Here is a 20,095-nt window from a genome sequence, read left to right as displayed (position 1 = left end):
CTCGAACCGCCGCGCTGCTTATTTCTTCTCGGCCGGCGCTTCGGCAGCCGCAGCCTCATCGCTGGCGGCACCACGCGGAATGACGATGGTCACGACCACCGGATCCTCGCCCTTGTGCGCGACGACTTCGACGCCCTTGGGCATCACCAGGGCGGAAAGATGGATGGAGTGGCCGGCAGACAGATCCTTGACATCGACTTCGATGAAGTCGGGCAGATCGGCTGGCAGGCACTTGACTTCGACTTCATTGATGACGTGCGAGACGATGCCGCCCTGCAGCTTGACGCCCGGCGCGATTTCGCTGTTGATGAAGTGCAGCGGCACTTTCAGGTGGATGGCCTGCTTGGCATCGACGCGCTGGAAGTCCAGATGCAGGATCTGGCGCTTGAACGGGTGCATCTGCACGTCGCGCAGCAGCACGCTTTCGGCAGCGCCATCGAGCTTCAGGGTGAGGATGGAAGCGTGAAAGACTTCCTGGCGCAGCTTGTGCCAGATTTCGTTGTGATCGATGTCGATCGCCTGTGCGGCCTTGTCACCACCATACACAACGCCCGGTACACGGCCGGACTTGCGCAGGCGGCGGCTCGCTCCGGTGCCCTGCAGTGTGCGCGCTTGCGCATTGAATTCCAACAGCATTTGCAGCTCCTAAGTAAAACTGCCCGCGACCAGGCAGTGGGGGTTGTGAGCGAGTCGCCTCACTCCATGAAAAGCGATGACACTGAATCCTCGTTGCTGATGCGCAGCATGGTTTCGGCCAGCAGGCCGCCGATGGAAACCTGGCGGATGCGTGAGCAGGCGCGCGCGTCCTCGCGCAAGGGGATGGTATCGGTGACGACCAGTTCGTCGAGCTCGGACGCGGCGATGCGCTCGATGGCGCTGCCGGAAAGCACCGGGTGGGTACAGTAGGCGATGACTTTCAGCGCGCCGCGCTCCTTCAGGGCCTGGGCGGCCTTGCACAGGGTGCCGGCGGTGTCGACCATGTCATCCATGATGACGCAGGTGCGGCCCTTGACTTCGCCGATGATGTTCATGACTTCCGAGACGTTGGCTTTCGGACGGCGCTTGTCGATGATCGCCAGATCGGATTCGAGATGCTTGGCCAGCGCGCGGGCGCGCACCACGCCGCCGATGTCCGGCGAGACGACGAGGAGCTCCTCGTGGCGCTGCTTCCAGATGTCGCCGAGCAGGATCGGGCCGGCGTAGATGTTGTCGACCGGGATGTCGAAGAAGCCCTGGATCTGGTCGGCATGCAGGTCGACCGTCAGCAGACGCTGCACGCCGACGGCCTGCAGCATGTTGGCAACCACCTTGGCAGTGATCGCCACGCGCGCCGAGCGCGGGCGGCGGTCCTGCCGGGCGTAGCCGAAATAGGGAATCACCGCGGTGATGCGGCCGGCCGACGAGCGCTTCAGCGCATCCACCATGATGAGCAATTCCATCAGGTTGTCATTGGTCGGCTGGCAGGTCGATTGCAGCACGAATACGTCGCGGCCACGCACGTTTTCGAGGATTTCGACATTCACCTCGCCGTCGGAGAAGCGGCCGATGGTGGCGCGACCGAGCGAGATGCTGAGCGGCTTGACGACATCGGCTGCCAGCTTGGGATTGGCGTTGCCGGTGAACACCATCAGGCTATCGTAGGCCATGTGAAGCTCGTTGAATGTGTGGTGTGACTGGAGCGATGAGAGGGATGCGGGCTACAGCGCGTAGTGTCGCAATGTGTGTGCAAGGCGGCCAAAAATACAAGCCACAGAACGACACAAAACCACAAAACGGCTGGCTGGGGAGGAAGGATTCGAACCTTCGCATGCCGGAATCAAAATCCGGTGCCTTAACCAGCTTGGCGACTCCCCAACTCGATCGGCGGCTACGGACATCAATACATCGACCGTCGATGAAAGCCGGGCATTCTGCCGTCTTTCCCGCGGTATGTCAATTACACTGGCGCATTTTTGGCGCCCGACGGCAAGATATTGTTAGAATTCGCCGTTTCCAGATTCTGCGTTTGAGGAAAACCCCATGTCCATTCGCGCCATTTCCGCTCTCCGTGACGCCCTGCCTTCCCGTTCACTTCGTCCGCTGGCGCTGGCCGGCGTCCTGAGCCTGATCTGCGCCGCCGGCGCCGCGCAGGCCATGGGCAACAAGCCGCAAGCCAATGACGATGAAGGCATCGCCTCGCGCATCCAGCCGGTTGGCCGGGTTGTTTTTGCCGACGACGCGACAGGAACGGAAGCGGCTGGTGCGACCGCGGCAGCCGGTGCCGACGAGGCAATCGCTGCGGCTGCCGGCACGGACAAGCCCGCGCGTCCCGGCGATAAAGTCTACAACTCCACCTGCAGCGCCTGCCATGCGACGGGTGCTGCCGGCGCGCCGATGGTTGGCGACAAGGCCGCCTGGCAACCCCGTTTGGCGAAGGGGCTCGATGGCCTGCTGAAGTCGGCCATCAGCGGCCTGAACGCCATGCCGCCCCGGGGCGGTTCCAGCGCCACCGATCTGGAACTGGCGCGGGCCATTGTCTACATGGCCAACAAGTCCGGCGGCAACTTGACGGAACCGGCGCAATAACGCGTATTTCCACGCCGACTCACCGTTCGCCCACGGAAACGCTGAAGAAATTCAGCGTTTCTTTTTTGTGCCATTCATATTGATTGATCGCCGCTCAGCAGCGCCTTGAACTGCGCCAGCCGGGCGCGGCCCGCGGCCTTGTCCTGCGGCGTGTCCTCCTTGCTGCCGCCGAGGAATTTCAGATCGCCGCCCATCTCGCCGATGAAGCGTGACGGCTCGCAACTGCGCCACTCCTTGCCCTGCTTGCGGCGCTGGCACCAGCTCAGGTGCAGGCTGCGCTCGGCGCGGGTGATGCCGACGTACATCAGGCGCCGCTCCTCGGCGATGCGTCCTTCGGCTTCGGCATCGCGATGCGGCAGCAGCCCTTCCTCGATACCGACCAGGAAGACGTGCTTGAACTCCAGGCCCTTGGCGGCGTGCAGCGTGGCGAGCTGTACCGCGTCGGCGTCCGCGTCGTTCTTGTCGAGCATCGAGATCAGCGCCACCGACTGGGTCAGTTCGAGCAGGTTCTTGTTCTCCTCCTCGCCCTTGCGGCCGAGCCAGCCGACGAAGTCGCGCACGTTGGCCCACTTGCTCTCCGCCTCGCGCGGTTCGCAGGATTCGAACAGCCAGTTCTCATAGCCGAGCGACTTGAGCAATTCCTCCAGCAGTTCGCCCGCCGGCTCGCGCGCGGCGCGCGACGCCATGCGATTGATGAAGACGCCGAATTCACGCGCCGCGGCAAGCTGCCTGACATTCACATGGCTTTCCGCACCGACCTCGAAGGCCGCCGCGAACAGGCTGATGCGCCGCTGCCCGGCATAGCGGCCGAGCGCCTCGATGGTGGCAGCGCCGATGCCGCGTTTGGGCGTGGTGACGGCGCGGATGAAGGCCGGATCGTCGTCGTTGTTGGCGATCAGGCGCAGGTAGCAGGTGATGTCCTTGATCTCGGCGCGATCGAAAAAGGACTGGCCGCCCGACATGACGTAGGGAATCCGGTTGTCGCGCAACTGTTGCTCGAAGGCGCGCGCCTGATGGTTGCCGCGATAGAGGATGGCGTAGTCGGCAAAGCGGGTGCGCTGCTGGAACTTGTGCGCCTGCAGCTTCATGACCACCAGCTCGGCCTCGTGCTCGCCGTCGCGGCAGGCATGCACCTGGATGGCATCGCCATGGCCGTGTTCCGACCAGAGCTTCTTTTCAAAGAGTTTCGGATTGTGGGCGATCAGGCTGTTGGCGGCCTGGAGTATGCGCACCGTCGAACGGTAGTTCTGCTCGAGCTTGATGACCTTGAGCTGCGGGAAATCCTTTTGCAGCAGATGCAGGTTTTCCACGTCCGCGCCGCGCCAGGCGTAGATCGACTGGTCGTCATCGCCCACCGCGGTGAATGCGGCGCGCGGACCGGCCAGCAGCTTGAGCATGCGGTACTGGCACTTGTTGGTGTCCTGGTATTCATCGACCAGCAGATGGCGCAGGCGTCCCTGCCAACGCGCCAGCACCTCCGGCGCCTTGTCGAGCAGGCGCACCGGCAGGCCGATCAGATCGTCGAAATCCACCGCCTGATAGGCGCGCAGCGTGCGTTCGTATTCCGCATACAGCCGCGCCGTCGCCGCCTCGATGGCTTCGCCGGCGTTCTCCAGCGCCTGTTCCGGATCGACGAGATCGTTTTTCCACCTCGAGATGCGCCCTTGCGCGGCGCGAACCTGCGCCTTGTCGGCATTGCGCATCAACTCGCCGAGGATGCCCAGGCAATCGCCAGCGTCGAGGATGGAAAAGCCCGGCTTCAGCTCGCACAGCTTCGCTTCCTGACGCAGCATCCGCGCGCCGAGCGAATGGAAGGTGCTGATCGTCAAGCCCTGCAACGAGCGGCCCGGCATCAGCCTGGCGATGCGCTCCTGCATTTCACGCGCCGCCTTGTTGGTGAAAGTGATCGCGGCAATGTGCGCCGGCTGCACTTCGCACTCTTCGATCAGATAGGCAATCTTGTGAGTGATCACCCGTGTCTTGCCGGAACCCGCGCCCGCCAGCACCAGCAGGGGGCCGTCGAGATGGCGGATGGCTTCGCGCTGCGGGGGATTGAGTTTGGCGGACATCGAAAACGCGAAAACGGCGAGGACGGAAAATGCGGGAAAGCTCGCCAGTTTATCCGCGATGCGGCGCTTTTTCGTCGTTGCCGTCGCTGCCGTCGTTTCCGTCACTCATCGCAGTCGCCAGAAAGGAGCGGGTGATATGCAGCACCGCCGCGCGGAAAGCCTCGGGCTCCCAGAGCGTGGCCAGTTGCGGCGCCATTTCGGCCACGCCCTTGAACTGCTGGACACCCACCATCTGCAAGCCGAGCTCGAGCAACTGGCTGTATTCCGCCGGCCGCTCATCCTCGCCGCCGCTGCCACCGCCACTGACAACAACCCGCCGCATTTCCTGGTTCATCAGTACCACCGAGCCGATGGTATAGGCCATCAGCATGTGATACAGCGCTGCCGCGTGTTGCGGCGCAAAACCGGCGGCGCGCAAGCGGCACAGAATGGTATCCATCACCTGCAAGGCATTGCGGCCGCGATAGGAGGTGGTGAATGCGGCATTGTCGAGCAGGCCCATCAGGCCGGGGTGGGCGCACAGTCCCTCGCGCATGCGGGAGAAGGTGCGTTGCAGCCACTCCAGCCAGTCGGCCTCGTCATGGTTGGTGACGTCGTAGTAGCCCACCACGTGATCGACCAGCGCCACCTCGATGTCGGCCTTGCTGCGGAAGTGGCGGTACAGCGACATCGTCGAGGCACCCAGCCGCGTGGCGATCTTGCGCAGACTCAGGCCGCCGATGCCTTCCTCGTCGATGAGTTCCAGCGCCGACTGCAGAATGCGCTCCTGCGTCAGCACGCCGCGGGTGAGTGCGGTTTTTGGCGATCTCGATCTGCTCGGTCTCGGGCTGCGCTTGGTCATGGCGTGGCTATCCTATCCCAATTTGCCGCGCCCCAAACAGCAAAACAAGACGGCAAGAAGCGGGGAATTCCGCGCGCAAATCCATTCTTGACAGCGTCGCGTACGCTGTATATTCTGTGCCGGAAACCCTAGTCGAGGCATGGATATGCAAATTCCCAGGATCACCGCTGCCGCCAGCGAGCTTGGGCAGATCGACGCCCGGATCTGGCAGCACGCGCCCAGCCGGCGCATCCGCCTGATCGGCACGCCGGTCGCCCTGCAGCCTTCGGCCTACATCACCGATGTCTGGCGCGACAAGTCCGTCGGACGCATCGAGGCGGTCGATTTCAGCGCCCTGCACAATGGCGAGGCCATCGCCCTGCGCCTGTCCTGGGCCGCGCCGCGGCCTACCGCCACCCTTACCGACAACGACAGTTTTGCCGATGGCGCGGCGGTGATGTTTCCCATCGGAGAGGACGCCCCGCTGGTAACCATGGGTTCGCCGGAGCAGCCGGTGAATGCCTGGCACTGGCGCGCCGACCGGCCGCAGACGGCGCACAGCAATGTCGCCAGCGGCCTGGGCAGCACGCGCGTCAGCCCCGGCGTGGAAATCCTCACCCGCGCCCAACACAGCCGGGGGCGCTGGCATCTGATCTTCCTGCGCCGGCTGGGCATCGCGGATGACAAGCAGGCCAGCAGCGTGACGCGTCTGGAAGCCGGCGGCCGCAACAGGATCGCCTTCGCCGTCTGGGACGGCAGCGCCGGCGAACGCGCCGGGTTGAAAGCCTTTTCTCCGGAATGGCTGGACGTCGCGCTGGCGTAGCATCAACGTCAGCCTCACCCCTCAATCCGAGGAAGCACACATGGCAAAGAATCTCACCGGCCGCCTGATCGACGGCAAGCTGCACAGGCCCAAACGCCAGTTGGCCATGGTCTTCGATCTCAACAAATGCCTGGGCTGCCACACCTGCGCGATTGCCTGCAAGACGCAATGGACGCGCGAGGAAGGCCAGCAGGACATGTGGTGGACGCTGGTAAACACCCTGCCCGGCGAAGGTTCGCCCAAGGGCTGGGAGCAGATGGGCGGCGGCTTCGATGCCCAGAACGCCGCGCGCGCCGGGCGGATTCCGCGCAAGACCGATTACGGCGAGCACATGGACTTCAATCACGACGAAGTCTTCAAGGAAGGCAAAGCGCAGACGGTGCATTTCCATCCCAAAACGCCTTCCGGCAAGCCGCCGGCCTGGGGCGCCAACTGGGACGAGGATCACGGCGGCGGCGAGTATCCGAACTCCTATTACTTCTATCTGCCGCGCCTGTGCAACCACTGCACCCATCCGGCCTGCCTCGAAGCCTGCCCGCGCGGCGCCATCAGCAAGCGCGAGAAGGACGGCATCGTGCTCATCAACGAAAAGCGCTGCAAGGGCTATCGCTTCTGCGTCGAAGCCTGTCCCTACAAGCGCATCTATTTCAATCCGCTGCAGGATCTCAGCCAGAAGTGCATCTTCTGTTTTCCGCGGGTGGAAAAAGGTGTGGCACCGGCCTGCGTGCGTCAGTGTCCGGGACGCATGCGCTTCTTCGGTTATCTGGATGACCAGGACGGCCCGATCCATCAACTGGTCGAGAAGTGGAAGATCGCCCTGCCGCTGCACGCCGAATACCACACCCAGCCCAACGTCTATTACGTACCGCCGCTGTCGCCGCCCAAGGTCGACGCCGCAGGCAACCTCACCGACGAGCCGCGCATTCCCATCGAATACCTGCGTTCCCTGTTCGGCCCGCGCGTGGATGAAGTGCTCGCCACCTTGCAGCGCGAAATGGATCGCAAGGCGCGCGGCGAGAAATCCGAACTGCTCGATGCCCTGATCGTCTATCGCTGGCCGGAGGACATCTTCCCCGGCTTCGGCAAGGACCCGCTGACGCTGGAGCGTGCCAAATGAAACCAGGCAAAAACCCAGGCATGGAATCGAAACCCGGCATGATCGGCATGGACAGGCGCAGCTTCCTCAAGGCCGGCGGCAGCGCGCTGGCGCTGTCGCTATGCCATCTCGAACTGCTGCCGATGAACGCCATGGCCCAGGCTGCCGGCAAGGACGGCAACGGCAACAAGGCGGCGGCCGAACTCAGTCCCCTTGAAGCGGCGGCCGAGCTGGAATACCGCAGCTTCGAGGATCTCTACCGCAAGAAATGGCACTGGGATTCGGTCGCCAAGAGCACGCACTTCGTCAACTGCTGGTACCAGCGCAACTGCAGCTGGAACGTGTATGTGAAGAACGGCATCGCCTGGCGCGAGGAACAGGCGGCGACCTATGAACAGGTCGATCCCAACGTCCCCGACTACAATCCGCGCGGCTGCCAGAAAGGCGCCTGCTACAGCCAGCGCATGTACGATGCCGGGCGGCTGACCCATCCGCTCAGGCGCGTCGGCGCACGCGGCGAGGGCAAGTGGATGCGCGTCTCCTGGGACGAGGCGCTGGCCGACATCGCCGACCGGATGATCGACGTGATGCGCACGGACGGCCCCGGCGCCATCACCTGGGATCCGGGCACGGCGAATGCCGGCGGCGGCGCGTCCACCGCGCCCTATCGCCTCGGCTTCATCCTCGATACGCCGATGATCGACGTGAATACCGAAGTCGGCGACCACCACCAGGGCGCCCAGGTCACCGTCGGCAAGATTTCCTTCTCCGGCTCCATGGACGACCTGTTCTACTCGGACCTGATCCTGGTCTGGGGCGCCAATCCGGTATACACCCAGATTCCCAACGCCCATTTCATCAACGAGGCGCGCTACAACGGCGCCAAGGTCGTCAGCATCGCGCCGGATTACAACGCCTCATCGATCCATGCCGACCTGTGGATCGGGGTGAATTCCGGCAGCGATGCCGCGCTGGGCCTGTCGCTGGCCCAGGTCATCATCGAGGAAAAACTGCACCAGCCCGACTTCATCCGCGAGCAGACCGACCTGCCGCTGCTGGTGCGCGAAGACAATCAACAGTATCTGCGCCAGCGCGATCTCAAGAAGGACGGCCGCGAGGACGTCTTCTACGTCTGGGACGAAAAGACCCGCAGCCTGCGCCAGGCGCCGCAGAAATCGCTGGCGCTGGGCAAGCTGCGGCCGGCACTCGAAGGACGCTATCAGGTGACGCTGCCGGATGGCCGCAAGGTCTTCGTGCAGACCGTCTTTTCCCGCCTGCGCCAGCAGCTCGACAGCCGCTGGAAACCCGAGCAGACGGCCGCAACGACCGGCGTGGCGCCAGCCACCGTGCGCCGCCTGGCGCGCATGATCGGCAAGGCCCGCGCGGCCATCTACCTCACGCAATCGACCTTCTCCAAGTATTACCACGGCATCGAGATGGAGCGCTGCCAGATCCTGGTGCTGACCCTGTGCGGCCACATCGGCAAGAAAGGCAGCGGCATCACCGGCTTTCCGGCGGTGTCGATCGACGGCGCGCAGAGCGCGGTGATCGCCCCGGGCAATCTGCCGCCGTCCCTCGGCGGGCTGGTGGTGGCCGCCGGGGCGGCGCCGGCCTTCATCAAGGGCAAGATCGCCGGCAAGAGCGACGAGGCCATCATCTACGACATCGTCGCCGACAAATACCGCGAGGGCAGCTTCATTGCCGGCAACCTGTTCTATTACCACGTCGGCCTGCAGGCGCTCTACGGCAGTTCGAAAAAATACGACAAGACCATGAAGCGCGAGCTGGCGAGCTTCCTGGAAGAGTCCTATCAAAAAGGCTGGCAGATCCGCCCGCCGCAGAACAAGCAGCGCATCTTCTTCGAGCTCGGCGGCAACATCCTGCGCCGCGCGCGCGGCTACGACGTGCTGGAAAAAACCCTGGTCAAGGAACTCGACCTGCTGGTGACCATCGACTGGCGCATGAGCAACACGGCGCTGCACAGCGACTATGTGCTGCCGGCCGCCGGCTGGTACGAGAAGGACGACATCCTCTGGGCCACGCCGCTGTCGCCCTACATCCACATCATCAGCCGCGCCATCGAGCCGCTGGGTGAGTCGAAAGCCGAATACGCCATCCTCTGCCTGCTGATGAAAGCCATCCAGCAGCGTGCCAAGGCGCGCGACATCAGGCATTTCAATGATCGCACCGGCAAGCAGCGGCGGCTGGACAACGTCTATGACGAATTCACCTTCAATGGCCGCTTCCCGGAAGACAAGCCCGAGGCGCTGCTGGAGCATGTGCTGTCGCAGACCACCATGCTCAACGGCATCGACTGGAAAACGCTGAAGCAGAAGGGCTACGAGCGCATCACCGGGCTGGGCATGAACTTCATCAACATCGGCAATGCCACCGACATCAAGCCCAACGAGACGATCACCGCAAACACCTGGCACACGGAAAAGAAACAGCCCTGGCCCACGCTCACCAGGCGCATCCAGTTCTACATCGATCATCCCTATTACCTGGAACAGGGCGAGCAACTGCCCACGCACAAGGACAGCCCGCCGATCGGCGGCGACTATCCGTTGATCCTCAACGGCGCCCACACGCGCTGGTCCATCCACGCCGCCTGGCGCGACCATCCGAACCTGCTGCGCCTGGGCGGGCGCGGCGAGCCGACGGTATGGATGGGCACGCGGGATGCGGCCAGCCGCGGCATCCAGGACAACGACCGGGTGCGCGTCTACAACGACATCGGCGCATTCGAAACGCTGGCGAAGGTCGTGCCCAGCCTGCGTCCCGGCCAGGTCATCATCTACCATGCCTGGGAGCCCTACCAGTACAAAAACCACAAATCCTACGGCACGCTGACGCCGAATCCGTTCAATCCGCTCTCGCTGGCCGGCGGTTACGGCCACCTGCAACCCCTGCCGGAAGCCAACACGCCGGGCCCCACCGATCGCGACACCCGCGTGGAAATCGAAAAGATCGGCGCCAGGACAGCGGCAGCGGCACGCCAATCCGCTGCCGCTGCCAAACCCAAACCCTAACCCCAAGGTCGCTGAAATGAACGAACAACCCCGCATCGCCGACGCACAGCAGGCCAGGACGCGCAGTGCGCTATATACACTGTTCGCCTTCCTGTTTGCCTATCCGGATCAGGATTTGGTCGCCGCGATCCGCGGCGGCGAGGTGGCGCGGTGCATGACGGCGCTGTGCAGTGCGCTGGACAGCGAGCCGCCGCTGCAGCCGGAACCAGATACCGCCGCACTGAGCGATGCGGGCGGCAGCGACGAGGATCTGGCCGTCGAATACACCCGCCTCTTCGATACCGGGCCGATCCCGCTCTACGGCGGCCTCAACCACGGCACGCGCATGCAGGTGATGGAAGAAGTGCTGCGCTTCTTTGAACACTTCGGCCTCGCCCCGAATACGCAGTTGAACGAACTGCCCGATCATCTGGTCAGCGAACTCGAATTCATGCATTTCCTCTGCCATCGCGAGGCCGATGCCCTGGAAACCGGCGGCGATGCCGACCCCTACCGGCGCGCCCAGCGCGATTTCCTGGCGCGCCAGCTCGGCCGCTGGGCGCCGCAGCTGCATCCGCGCCTCGTCGAGCAATCGGCCCTGGCTTTTTTCCTTGAGGTCACGCGCCTGCTGGCGGCGTTCCTCGCCAGCGAAACCCGGCTGCTGCAAATCGCAACCGGCGCAACCGTGATCCGGGAAACGGCGGCCAGGTCTACCCGGACCATCCACGCGGTTCAGGCGATATAGGGCAGATCGATCAGATCGCTGCGCGCGGCACCCGCCGTCATCGCCTGACAGGCGGCGAGAAATTCCCGCAGCACGGTGGTCTGGTATTTGTCGCGATGCCAGAGAAACTGGAAGCGCCGGCGCAGATCCAATTGCGGCGTTTCCATGGCAACCAGGCTGCCGCGCCGGAAAGCCTCCTTCAGCGCCAGGCGCGAAATGCAACTGATTCCCAGACCTGACTCGACGGCGCGCTTGATGGCCTCGGTATGTTCGAGTTCGAGGCGGATCGACGGTTCGAGGTGATGGCGCCGCAAGGCCTGCTCAAGAACTTCGCGCGTGCCCGAACCCTGCTCGCGCAGGATCCAGCGCTCCTGCATGAGGCGTTCCAGCGTCACCACGCCCTGCCCGGCCAGCGGATGATCGGGCGCGGCGAAAACCACCAGCTCGTCCTCGACCCAGGGCTGGGTCACCAGACTCGGATGCCGGCAGGCGCCCTCGATGAGTCCCAGATCCAATTCGTATTGCGCCACCTGCTCGACGATGGTGGCGGTGTTGTGCACCGTCAACTGCACCCGCGCCTCGGGATGGCGCTGGAGAAAATCGGCGATGATCAGGGTCGCCAGATAGTTGCCGATGGTCAGCGTCGCGCCGATGCGCAGCGAACCCAGTCCGGTGCGGCCTTCGAGCAAGGCCTCGACCTCGGCGGCGCGATCGAGCAGTTCGACCGCCTTGGGCAAAAGCTGCTCGCCCAGCGGATTGATCCGCAGGCTCTTGCCGATGCGTTCGAACAGCCGGCAATCGAACTGACGCTCGAATTCGGACAGCGCCATGCTTACCGCCGACTGCGACAGCGCAATGGCATCGGCCGCCGCCGAGACGCTGCCCAAGCGAGCCACGGCAACGAAAACCTCGATCTGACGCAGGCTGAATTTCATATCAACAAAATAGAACAATGATCTCAATAAAATCAATTTTACAGATAAACGGCGCTTACCTAGAATTACCCCCATTCACTATAAGGAATGGAGTCCATGAGCAATCTCAACACCGAGCGCGTCCTCAGCGTCCATCACTGGAACGATACCCTGTTCAGCTTCCGCACGACCCGCGATCCGAGTCTGCGCTTCGAAAATGGACAATTCGTCATGATCGGCCTGGAGGTCGAAGGCAAGCCGCTGATGCGCGCCTACAGCATCGCCAGCGCCAACCATGCCGACCATCTGGAATTCTTCAGCATCAAGGTGCAGGACGGCCCGCTCACCTCGCGCCTGCAGCACCTGCAAGAGGGACAGAACATCATGGTCAGCAAGAAACCGACCGGCACCCTGGTGCTGCCCGATCTGCTGCCCGGCAAGTACCTCTACCTATTCGGCACCGGCACCGGCCTGGCACCCTTCCTTAGCCTGATCCAGGACCCGGCAACCTATGAGCGCTTCGAGAAGGTCGTGCTGGTGCATGGCGTGCGTCAGGTCAATGAGCTGGCCTACTCCGACTTCATCAGCCGCGAATTGCGCGAGCACGAATTCTTCGGCGAAGACGTGCGCGCCAAACTGATCTATTACCCGACCGTGACGCGCGAACCCTTCCGCAACCGCGGCCGCCTGACCGACCTGATCGAAAGCGGCAAGCTGTTCGAGGACATCGGCCTGCCGCCGCTCGACCCGGCGCGCGACCGCGCCATGCTCTGCGGCAGCCCGAGCATGCTCAAGGACACCTGCGCCCTGCTCGACGCGCGCGGCTTCAAAATCTCGCCGCGCACCGGCGTGGCCGGCGATTACGTGATCGAGCGGGCTTTCGTCGAGAAGTAACAGCCTCGCAGGCCCTCGCCGGGGCGGGGCGGAAGACTCGCCGGAAGAAATGGGAGTGACGCTCGTCCGGCAGAGCGGAATAGGCCTGCGATTCGATTTCGCAGGCCTGTTTTTTTTGGTACGCCAATGCCAGTCGGCAAGGGCAAACCAGCCCATTCAACCAATTGCGCTTATCTCCACCTCCCGGGCATTGCACGCCTCCACCATCAATGAGAGAATAAGAATCATTATCAATAGCAAGCCACCTACCCGGTAGTCAGCCAGAATTTTTCCCGTTCCCCGGAGCCTGACGTGTCTGCCGCCAACCCCGTCGCCGAACTCTACCGCAACCACCATGGCTGGCTATGCGCCTGGCTGCGCCGCCGGCTCGATTGTCCGGAACGCGCCGCCGATCTGGCGCAAGACACTTTCCTGCGCATCATCACCTCGCGCGATGCCCTGTTCGCCATGCGCGCGCCGCGCGCCTATCTGACGACCACGGCGAACCGCCTGCTCATCGACCAGACGCGTCGCGCGGCCATCGAACGAGCCTATCTGGCCGAACTGGCCGGCGCTGCAAACAGCCTGGCCGTGGCCGGACACCCTTCGCCGGAAGACCTCCTGATCGCCACGCAGACGCTCGTGCAAATCGGCGATGCGCTGCAACAGGTACCGCGCAAGGCCGGCGAGGCTTTCCTGCTGCATTATCTGGACGGACTGGGCCATGCCGAGGTCGCCGCCCGGCTCAAGGTCAGCACGCGCATGGTGCGCAAATACCTGGTCCAATGCCTGGTTCGGTGCGCCAGCCCTGGGCTTCCCAGCGGCATGACGTCATGAATTCTCCGGCAGCGATGGACGGCGTGGCGCAACAAGCCGCCGAATGGATCGTCCGCCTCGGTACCGACGATCCCCAGGAGCGGCAGGCGGCGGCGAGCGGCTACGCCGCCTGGCAAGCGGCCGATCCACGACACGCGGTTGCCGCCGAACGCTTGGAGAAACTGATGGACGGTCTGGAACACATCCGGCGCAGTGGCACGCAGGAGACGGCGCGCAAGGCCTTGCGCGCCGCGCCGGATGCCGCATGGACGCGCCTCCAGGGCAGCACGGTCGCCATCCTGCTGGTCTGCGCGCTGGCGCTATCCCTATCCGTCTGGCAGGTCTGGCAGGACGACCCGGCCGGCCGGATGCTGGCCAATCTGCGCACCGAACGCGGCGAATGGGCCTCGCACACGCTGGATGACGGTAGCCGCCTGTCGCTGGGCGGAGCGAGCGAGGTCAGCCTCGATTTCAACGCCCGGCAGCGCACCGTCAAGCTATTGCAGGGCGCCATCCTGGTCAATGTCGCCAGCGAGGCAGGCCGGCCTTTCGTGGTCGAAACCGAACATGGCCGCATCCGGGCGCTGGGTACGCGTTTCCTGGTCAGCAAGGAAGCAGGCTGCACCCGGCTCGGCATGCGCGAATCACGCGTCGAGGTCCGCGCCGCGCCAGCGGGTTTTCCTGCAGTCGTGCGCGCTGGCGAAAGCCTGGCCTTCGGGCCGGCATGCCACGAAGACCCGCTCCCTCAGCCGATCGACGCCGACCTGCTGGAAGCGGCATGGCAGACTCACCAGATGGTGGTGCGTGACCGCCCGCTGGGCGAGGTGCTCGACGCGCTTGCCCGCCAGCGTTACGGCTACATCCACTACGACCGCGAGGCAATCGCCAACATTCGCGTCTCCGCCGTGCTGTCGCTGACCGACACCGACCGGTCGCTGCAATTGCTCGCCAACAGCTTTCCGGCATTACGGATACGCAGCCTGACGCCTTACCTCGTCGTCGTCAGCCGGAAGGCAGAGCGCTGACTCCTGATTTTTTGGCCGTCCGGTTCCGCTTTGGCAATTTCGTTCGTCAACCCGAACGATGGACGATGTTGGATAGCCAAGCAGGCCGGACATTCTTGCGTTAGCCAGTTCCCGCAGTCATCGATTTTCCGCGAGCAATCGCCAACCATTCGATGGAACCCGCTGACCATGAAACCTGAAATCCGCAGTTGCCGCATCCGCGCCACCGCAATCAGAAACCGCTGCTCCCTGCTGCTCGGCCTGGCCTTCGCCGGCCACCTGGCGTTCGCGCTGCCGGCCGCCGCCCAGACGCCGACGGCACGCCATTACGACATTCCCGCCGGCCCGCTGGATGCGACGCTCAACCGCTTCGCGCTGCAAACCGGCGTGCCGCTGGCGATCGACGCCGAAAAACTGAAGGGACTGCGCAGCGACGGCCTGCACGGCGATTACGACATCGCCGGCGGCTTCGCCGCGCTGCTGCGCGGTTCCGGCTACACCATGGAGCAGACGGCTTCCGGCTACATACTGGTCGCCATCCCGGCGCTGCGCACCGGCGCTTCCGGCGAAAGCGGCAGCGCAACGGCGCTGGCCCCGGTACTGGTCGTCGACGGACGCGAATGGATGGGCGCATCGACCATCGACCGCCACACGATAGAGGCCCAGCCTGGCGGCAACGGCGACATCACCAGCCTGCTGAAAATCAACCCGAGCGTAGCCTTCGACAATCTGCAACTGAGCAGCAAGACGCCTGGCGAAATTGCGCCGGCCGACATCAGCATCAACGGAGCCAAGTTCTACCAGAACGCCTTCGTCGTCGACGGCGTCAACATGAACAACGACATCGACCCGGGACAAAGCAACCCGAACCTGCTGGCCGATGTGCCGGGCCGCAGCCAGGGCCTGGCGCTCGACACCGACCTGCTCGAAAGCATCGTCGTCTACGACAGCAACGTGCCCGCCGCCTACGGCCGCTTCAACGGCGGCGTGGTCGAGGCGAATACCCGCAGGCCGAGCAAGGAACCGAGCGGCAAGATTTCCTACCAGAGCACCCGCTCGTCCTGGACGCGCTACCACATCGACGAAGCCCAGCAGTACAGCTTCGAGAATTCGGGCAATTACAACGAGCAGCCCGAGTTCGACAAGACCATCGTGCGCGCCACGCTGGAAGGACACCTGACCGACAACTTCGGCCTGCTCGCCAACATCAGCCAGAAGCGTTCGAGCATGCCGACCAGTTTCTATTCGTCCAACAATGTCGCCGCCATGGGCAGCGAAAAGCGCGACCAGAAGCGCGAGATCGACAATTATTTCGTCAAGGCCTTCTGGAAACCGGCCGACCGCCTGGAGATCGAATCCAGCCTCGCCTACGCGCCGGAAAACAACATTTACTGGCGCAGCAACTCCGCCAATTCGTCTTTCGAGACGCAATCCGGCGGCACCCAGCTCAACCTCAAGGCGCGCTGGGACGGCGACCTGGCCAAGGTCGAGCACAACCTGTCCTACGGCAAGCTGGAGCAGTCGCGTGATTCGGCTTACGACGACTGGTTCACCTGGCGCAAATCCACGACCAAGGACTGGGGCATCGGCAACACGGCGACCACCAGCAGCAACGAAGGCGGCTATGGCGACGTCGATCAAGCCCAGAAAACCCTGTCCTACCGCATCAACGCCGACTGGAAATCCTTCTCTCTGCTTGGTGCGACGCACCGCCTGCAGACCGGCCTGGAGCTTTCCCGGCAATACGTGCGCTACGCGCGGCTGACCGAGAGCAGCACCTACGTGACGCCGGTAGCGACCAGCACCTGCACCAACGGCAGCGGCGTCACCGACAGCGTGGCCTGCGACATAGGCACGACGCTGGCTGGCTGGAACGGCCAGTTCTTCACCCAGCGCACCCGCTACGCCACTGGCGCGTTCGACTTCACCACGAACCAGCAGACGGCCTGGCTGCAGGATGAGATCGACTTCGGCAAGCTCAATCTGCGCCCCGGCCTGCGACTGGACAGCGACGACTACATGAACAAGACCACGCTCGCCCCGCGCCTTGCGGCGCAGTACGACGTTTTCGCCGATCGCGGCACGGTGCTGAACGCCGGCGCCAACCGCTACTACGGCCGCAGCATCACCAGCTGGCGCCTGCAGGAAGGCCGCAACCAACTGCGCTACAACACGGAAAAGCGCACCACGCTGGACGACGCCTGGACGCTGGGCACCCAGGCCACCAACCTGGTCAAATTCAGCGAACTGGAGATTCCCTACGACGACGAGTTGATGGCCGGCATCGGCCAGCGCTGGCTCGGCGCGCAGTACGACCTCAAGTACGTCAACCGCAAGGGCCGCGACCAGGTCATCCAGGTGTCGGGTACGAGCATCGGCCAGCCATCGACCGACCCGACGCTCTCCCCCAGCTACACCACCTACACCAACGGCGGCAGGAGCGAAACCGACATCGTGACCCTGACGGTGACGCCCCTGCAGGAAATCCGCTGGCTCGGCACGCGAACGACGGGGCAACTGGCGCTGGACTGGACCGACAAAAAACAGAACGCCCCCGACTACCTGTATGACAGCGTCGACAGTACCAACTACATACTCAACCCCTACATTCAATACAACGGCCAGATCATGCGCTACGCCGACCGGCCGGCCGACAACTACAACCGCCCATGGACCTTGCGCCTGTCGAGTCTCACCAACATCCCGCAATGGAATCTGACCTGGACCAACTTCCTGCGCTACCGGGCCGCCTACTCCAAGATTGCCCAAACGACTTCGGCCGCCAGTTCACCCATCGTTCATGATGGCCAGAAAGTCGCCATCTGGTCGAAGCGCAAGTTCAGCAACGCCCTGACCTGGGATATGCGTCTCGGTTGGGAAATCCCGCTCGCGCGCAAGCAGGCCCTGTTCGTCAATCTCGACGTATTCAACGTGCTCGACGCGGTCTCGGTAGCCGACAGCAACACGGCCATCAGCACCGGCATTCCCGTCTATGAAGTCGGCCGCCAATTCTGGCTGGAAGTCGGCTACCGTTTCTGACGGCATGCGCACCATGATGAAACGCCTGCTGCCGGCCGTCCTGCTCGCCGTGCCGTCGTTTGCCGCCGCCGCTGCCGCGGACTGCCCCGCGGACGGCGGCGACATCGCCTGCCTGCGCCGGGCTTACGCGCAGCCGATCACACAGTGGCCGGCGGCGCAGGTCGAAGGCAAGGTCGCCTGGCGGGAAATGGCAGCGGCGGCAGCACCCGATCTGCCGGCACCGCCCGCACCGCTGCTGGGCCTGGGTACCCGACTGTTCTTCGATACGGCGCTCTCCGCTTCCGGCAAGATCGCCTGCGCCTCCTGCCACCGGCCGGATCACGCCTACGCCGACGCCCAGCCGGTCACGCCGGGACATCTGGGTCGCAAGGGGCGGCGCAATGCGCCGGCCCTGGTCGGCGTCAGGCATGCGCAGAGCCTGTTCTGGGATGGACGCGCACCCAGCCTCGAATTGCAGGCGCTCGGCCCGATCGCCGACCAGGCGGAAATGGCCATGGATATCAACCGCCTGCCGGACAAGCTCGCTGCGATATCCGGCTACGCCGAGGCATTCACCGCAGCCTGGGGCGATGCGGAAATCTCGCTGCCGCGCATCCAGGCCGCGCTGGCCGCCTACCAGCGCACCCTGGCGCCGGCGCCGACGGCCTTCGACGCCTTCCTGAAGGGCGACGCCCAGGCGCTCGACGACAAACAGTTGCGCGGCCTGCACCTGTACCGCACCAAGGCACGCTGCATGACCTGCCACGATGGCCCGGCGCTCAGCGACAGCCAGTTCCACAACCTGGGCCTGACCTACTTCGGGCGCAAGTACGAAGACCTGGGGCGCTACGGCGTGACCGGCGACAATGCGGACGTCGGCAAATTCAAGACACCGACGCTGCGCAACGTCTCGCGCAGCGGACCGTGGATGCACAACGGCCTGTTTCCTTCGCTGCGCGGCATTCTCAACGCCTATAACGCCGGCATGTTCCGTCCCCGGCCGGCCAATGCCGCGCAGGCTGCCGATCCCCGCTTCCCGGTGACGTCTCCGCTGCTGGCGCCGCTCCAGTTGAGACCCGATGAAATCGAAGCGCTGGAGGCCTTCCTGAAGGTTCTGTAGTTCAGCAACGGGGCGACAGAGAGGCCACGACGCCTCTCGGACTGCCGACCAAAACCTGATTTCGACTGCACCCCGACGGCTGGACGCCGATCCAGCCTTTGGGGTGTTTTTCATGGCAAGCATGGTGAAGTATGGCGAACGTTTCAAGCCCGCCGGGATGGTCGGCGCAGACGGCACGGCATGCCACGGGTTTAGTCCCATCGGACGATGCCCCGATTGCGCCCTGTGGAAAAAATGAGCGGTTGCCGAAAATCAGCCGGGTATCGGCTGCACTGGCGTCAGGATGGTTTGAACTCTTAAAGGACAGGAACATGGGAATCTGCGATCAGCGTACCGTCATCATCACCGGCTCCGGCAGCGGCCTGGGCAAGGCCTACGCGCTGGCCTTCGCCGCCGAGGGCGCCAACGTGGTGGTCAATGACATCCGCGTCGAAGCGGCCGAGGCCGTGCGCGACGAGATCATCAAGGCCGGCGGCAAGGCCATCGCCACCTGCGACGACATCACCCGCATGGATACGGCGCAGAAGATCGTCGATGCCGCCGTCGCCGCCTTCGGCGACGTGCATGTGATCGTCAACAACGCCGGCATCGTGCGCGACCGCATGTTCGTCAGCCTTAGCGAGGACGACTGGGATCAGGTCATGCGCGTGCATCTGCGCGGCCACTTCTGCCTGGCCAACATTCTCGCCAAGCGCTGGCGCGATCAATCCAAGGCCGGCCAGGCCGTGGATGCGCGCATCATCAACACTACCTCCGGCGCCGGCCTGCAGGGCTCCATCGGACAAAGCAACTACTCCGCCGCCAAGGGCGGCATCGCCACGCTGACCCTGGTGCAGGCTGCCGAACTCGGCCGCTACGGCATCACCGCCAACGCGCTGGCCCCGTCGGCGCGCACGCTAATGACCGAAGGCCCGTTCGCCGAAATGATGAAGAAACCTGAAGACGGCAGCTTCGATTACTACGATCCGGCCAACGTCGCGCCGCTCGTCGTCTGGCTCGGCAGCCCGCTGTCCAAGGGCATCACCGGCCGCACCTTCGAAGTCGCCGGCGGCCAGGTGATGCTGGCCGATGGCTGGCGCTTCGGCCCGGCGCGCGACAAGAAAGCGCGCTGGAACCCGGGCGAGCTGACCGAAGTGGTTCAGGATCTGATCAAGGAAGCCGTGCCGCCGCAAAAGGTCTACGGTTCCTGATTCGAAGTACCTCAGGCCCCGGGAAGTGTCATTCCCGCGCAGGCGGGAATCC

The 20,095-nt window shown here is 64.1% G+C and carries 16 protein-coding genes and 1 tRNA gene; 11 read left to right on the top strand and 6 right to left on the bottom strand.

Annotated elements, in window-relative coordinates; all coding sequences use genetic code 11:
* Nucleotides 1-18: 18 nt before the first annotated feature.
* The 3 genes from SDENCHOL_RS03920 to SDENCHOL_RS03910 form a co-directional block, all read right to left on the bottom strand.
* Complete coding sequence (locus SDENCHOL_RS03920) at nucleotides 19-636, bottom strand: 50S ribosomal protein L25/general stress protein Ctc (protein WP_067170959.1); 618 nt, start codon at nucleotides 634-636, stop codon at nucleotides 19-21.
* A gap of 59 nt (nucleotides 637-695) precedes the next feature.
* Nucleotides 696-1,646 (bottom strand): ribose-phosphate pyrophosphokinase, encoded by a 951-nt coding sequence (locus SDENCHOL_RS03915; RefSeq protein ID WP_067170962.1) that lies wholly within the window; start codon nucleotides 1,644-1,646, stop codon nucleotides 696-698.
* 131 nt (nucleotides 1,647-1,777) lie between these two features.
* Nucleotides 1,778-1,854, bottom strand: a tRNA-Gln gene (locus SDENCHOL_RS03910).
* Nucleotides 1,855-2,019: 165 nt separating this feature from the next.
* Here SDENCHOL_RS03910 and SDENCHOL_RS03905 point away from each other — a divergent pair.
* Complete coding sequence (locus tag SDENCHOL_RS03905; RefSeq protein ID WP_067170964.1) at nucleotides 2,020-2,565, top strand: c-type cytochrome; 546 nt, start codon at nucleotides 2,020-2,022, stop codon at nucleotides 2,563-2,565.
* Nucleotides 2,566-2,639: 74 nt separating this feature from the next.
* On the opposite strand, the gene SDENCHOL_RS03900 is transcribed toward SDENCHOL_RS03905, so the two are convergent.
* Both SDENCHOL_RS03900 and SDENCHOL_RS03895 read right to left on the bottom strand, forming a co-directional pair.
* The gene (locus SDENCHOL_RS03900) at nucleotides 2,640-4,634 is read right to left on the bottom strand and encodes a UvrD-helicase domain-containing protein (protein ID WP_067171164.1); all 1,995 of its coding nucleotides are present in this window, start codon (nucleotides 4,632-4,634) and stop codon (nucleotides 2,640-2,642) included.
* A gap of 49 nt (nucleotides 4,635-4,683) precedes the next feature.
* Entirely contained in the window at nucleotides 4,684-5,475 is a 792-nt protein-coding gene (locus tag SDENCHOL_RS03895) for a TetR/AcrR family transcriptional regulator (RefSeq protein WP_083522895.1), read from the bottom strand.
* Between the two features lie 139 nt (nucleotides 5,476-5,614).
* Here SDENCHOL_RS03895 and SDENCHOL_RS03890 point away from each other — a divergent pair, with 139 nt between their 5' ends.
* The 4 genes from SDENCHOL_RS03890 to SDENCHOL_RS03875 are packed head-to-tail and all read left to right on the top strand — an operon-like array spanning nucleotide 5,615 to nucleotide 11,129.
* A complete protein-coding gene (locus SDENCHOL_RS03890; RefSeq protein ID WP_067170970.1) occupies nucleotides 5,615-6,277 on the top strand; it encodes an ethylbenzene dehydrogenase-related protein in 663 nt (220 codons plus the stop codon).
* Between the two features lie 40 nt (nucleotides 6,278-6,317).
* The gene (locus SDENCHOL_RS03885; protein WP_067170972.1) at nucleotides 6,318-7,394 is read left to right on the top strand and encodes a 4Fe-4S dicluster domain-containing protein; all 1,077 of its coding nucleotides are present in this window, start codon (nucleotides 6,318-6,320) and stop codon (nucleotides 7,392-7,394) included.
* Between the two features lie 20 nt (nucleotides 7,395-7,414).
* Complete coding sequence (locus SDENCHOL_RS03880) at nucleotides 7,415-10,405, top strand: molybdopterin-dependent oxidoreductase (protein ID WP_067170975.1); 2,991 nt, start codon at nucleotides 7,415-7,417, stop codon at nucleotides 10,403-10,405.
* 16 nt (nucleotides 10,406-10,421) lie between these two features.
* Nucleotides 10,422-11,129 (top strand): molecular chaperone TorD family protein, encoded by a 708-nt coding sequence (locus SDENCHOL_RS03875; protein ID WP_067170977.1) that lies wholly within the window; start codon nucleotides 10,422-10,424, stop codon nucleotides 11,127-11,129.
* Here the strand turns inward: SDENCHOL_RS03875 and SDENCHOL_RS03870 are convergent.
* On the bottom strand, nucleotides 11,117-12,043 hold the full coding sequence (locus tag SDENCHOL_RS03870; protein WP_067170979.1) for a LysR family transcriptional regulator: 927 nt from the start codon (nucleotides 12,041-12,043) through the stop codon (nucleotides 11,117-11,119). The genes SDENCHOL_RS03875 and SDENCHOL_RS03870 overlap by 13 nt on opposite strands.
* A gap of 96 nt (nucleotides 12,044-12,139) precedes the next feature.
* Here SDENCHOL_RS03870 and SDENCHOL_RS03865 point away from each other — a divergent pair, with 96 nt between their 5' ends.
* The 6 genes from SDENCHOL_RS03865 (at nucleotide 12,140) to SDENCHOL_RS03840 (ending at nucleotide 20,043) form a co-directional block, all read left to right on the top strand.
* Nucleotides 12,140-12,916, top strand: coding sequence for a ferredoxin--NADP reductase (locus SDENCHOL_RS03865; RefSeq protein WP_067170982.1), 777 nt, complete (start codon nucleotides 12,140-12,142; stop codon nucleotides 12,914-12,916).
* A 291-nt stretch (nucleotides 12,917-13,207) separates the two neighbouring features.
* Nucleotides 13,208-13,732 carry a sigma-70 family RNA polymerase sigma factor gene (locus SDENCHOL_RS03860; protein WP_067170984.1) on the top strand — a complete coding sequence of 175 codons (525 nt, stop codon included), beginning with the start codon at nucleotides 13,208-13,210 and terminating at the stop codon, nucleotides 13,730-13,732.
* Entirely contained in the window at nucleotides 13,729-14,736 is a 1,008-nt protein-coding gene (locus SDENCHOL_RS03855; RefSeq protein WP_083522897.1) for a FecR family protein, read from the top strand. The genes SDENCHOL_RS03860 and SDENCHOL_RS03855 overlap by 4 nt, the downstream gene beginning before the upstream one ends.
* 168 nt (nucleotides 14,737-14,904) lie before the next feature.
* Complete coding sequence (locus SDENCHOL_RS03850; protein WP_083522898.1) at nucleotides 14,905-17,754, top strand: TonB-dependent receptor; 2,850 nt, start codon at nucleotides 14,905-14,907, stop codon at nucleotides 17,752-17,754.
* Between the two features lie 13 nt (nucleotides 17,755-17,767).
* The gene (locus SDENCHOL_RS03845) at nucleotides 17,768-18,853 is read left to right on the top strand and encodes a cytochrome-c peroxidase (RefSeq protein ID WP_197706839.1); all 1,086 of its coding nucleotides are present in this window, start codon (nucleotides 17,768-17,770) and stop codon (nucleotides 18,851-18,853) included.
* A gap of 311 nt (nucleotides 18,854-19,164) precedes the next feature.
* On the top strand, nucleotides 19,165-20,043 hold the full coding sequence (locus tag SDENCHOL_RS03840; RefSeq protein ID WP_067170989.1) for an SDR family oxidoreductase: 879 nt from the start codon (nucleotides 19,165-19,167) through the stop codon (nucleotides 20,041-20,043).
* The last annotated feature ends 52 nt before the right edge of the window (nucleotides 20,044-20,095 follow it).

It is taken from the genome of Sterolibacterium denitrificans, assembly GCF_900174485.1.
Taxonomy (GTDB): Bacteria; Pseudomonadota; Gammaproteobacteria; order Burkholderiales; family Rhodocyclaceae; genus Sterolibacterium; species Sterolibacterium denitrificans.
Note: the sequence above shows the minus strand (reverse complement) of the source record. Positions and strands in the feature narration are given on the sequence as shown.

Bases quoted from the DNA above. Each gene is read 5' to 3' on its own strand.
- SDENCHOL_RS03905 (WP_067170964.1), top strand. From the start codon at position 2,020: ATGTCCATTCGCGCCATTTCCGCTCTCCGTGACGCCCTGCCTTCCCGT.
- SDENCHOL_RS03840 (WP_067170989.1), top strand. From the start codon at position 19,165: ATGGGAATCTGCGATCAGCGTACCGTCATCATCACCGGCTCCGGCAGC.
- SDENCHOL_RS03915 (WP_067170962.1), bottom strand. From the start codon at position 1,646: ATGGCCTACGATAGCCTGATGGTGTTCACCGGCAACGCCAATCCCAAG.
- SDENCHOL_RS03845 (WP_197706839.1), top strand. From the start codon at position 17,768: ATGATGAAACGCCTGCTGCCGGCCGTCCTGCTCGCCGTGCCGTCGTTT.
- SDENCHOL_RS03870 (WP_067170979.1), bottom strand. From the start codon at position 12,043: ATGAAATTCAGCCTGCGTCAGATCGAGGTTTTCGTTGCCGTGGCTCGC.
- SDENCHOL_RS03900 (WP_067171164.1), bottom strand. From the start codon at position 4,634: ATGTCCGCCAAACTCAATCCCCCGCAGCGCGAAGCCATCCGCCATCTC.
- SDENCHOL_RS03880 (WP_067170975.1), top strand. From the start codon at position 7,415: ATGGAATCGAAACCCGGCATGATCGGCATGGACAGGCGCAGCTTCCTC.
- SDENCHOL_RS03865 (WP_067170982.1), top strand. From the start codon at position 12,140: ATGAGCAATCTCAACACCGAGCGCGTCCTCAGCGTCCATCACTGGAAC.
- SDENCHOL_RS03920 (WP_067170959.1), bottom strand. From the start codon at position 636: ATGCTGTTGGAATTCAATGCGCAAGCGCGCACACTGCAGGGCACCGGA.
- SDENCHOL_RS03885 (WP_067170972.1), top strand. From the start codon at position 6,318: ATGGCAAAGAATCTCACCGGCCGCCTGATCGACGGCAAGCTGCACAGG.
- SDENCHOL_RS03895 (WP_083522895.1), bottom strand. From the start codon at position 5,475: ATGACCAAGCGCAGCCCGAGACCGAGCAGATCGAGATCGCCAAAAACC.
- SDENCHOL_RS03850 (WP_083522898.1), top strand. From the start codon at position 14,905: ATGAAACCTGAAATCCGCAGTTGCCGCATCCGCGCCACCGCAATCAGA.
- SDENCHOL_RS03855 (WP_083522897.1), top strand. From the start codon at position 13,729: ATGAATTCTCCGGCAGCGATGGACGGCGTGGCGCAACAAGCCGCCGAA.
- SDENCHOL_RS03875 (WP_067170977.1), top strand. From the start codon at position 10,422: ATGAACGAACAACCCCGCATCGCCGACGCACAGCAGGCCAGGACGCGC.
- SDENCHOL_RS03890 (WP_067170970.1), top strand. From the start codon at position 5,615: ATGGATATGCAAATTCCCAGGATCACCGCTGCCGCCAGCGAGCTTGGG.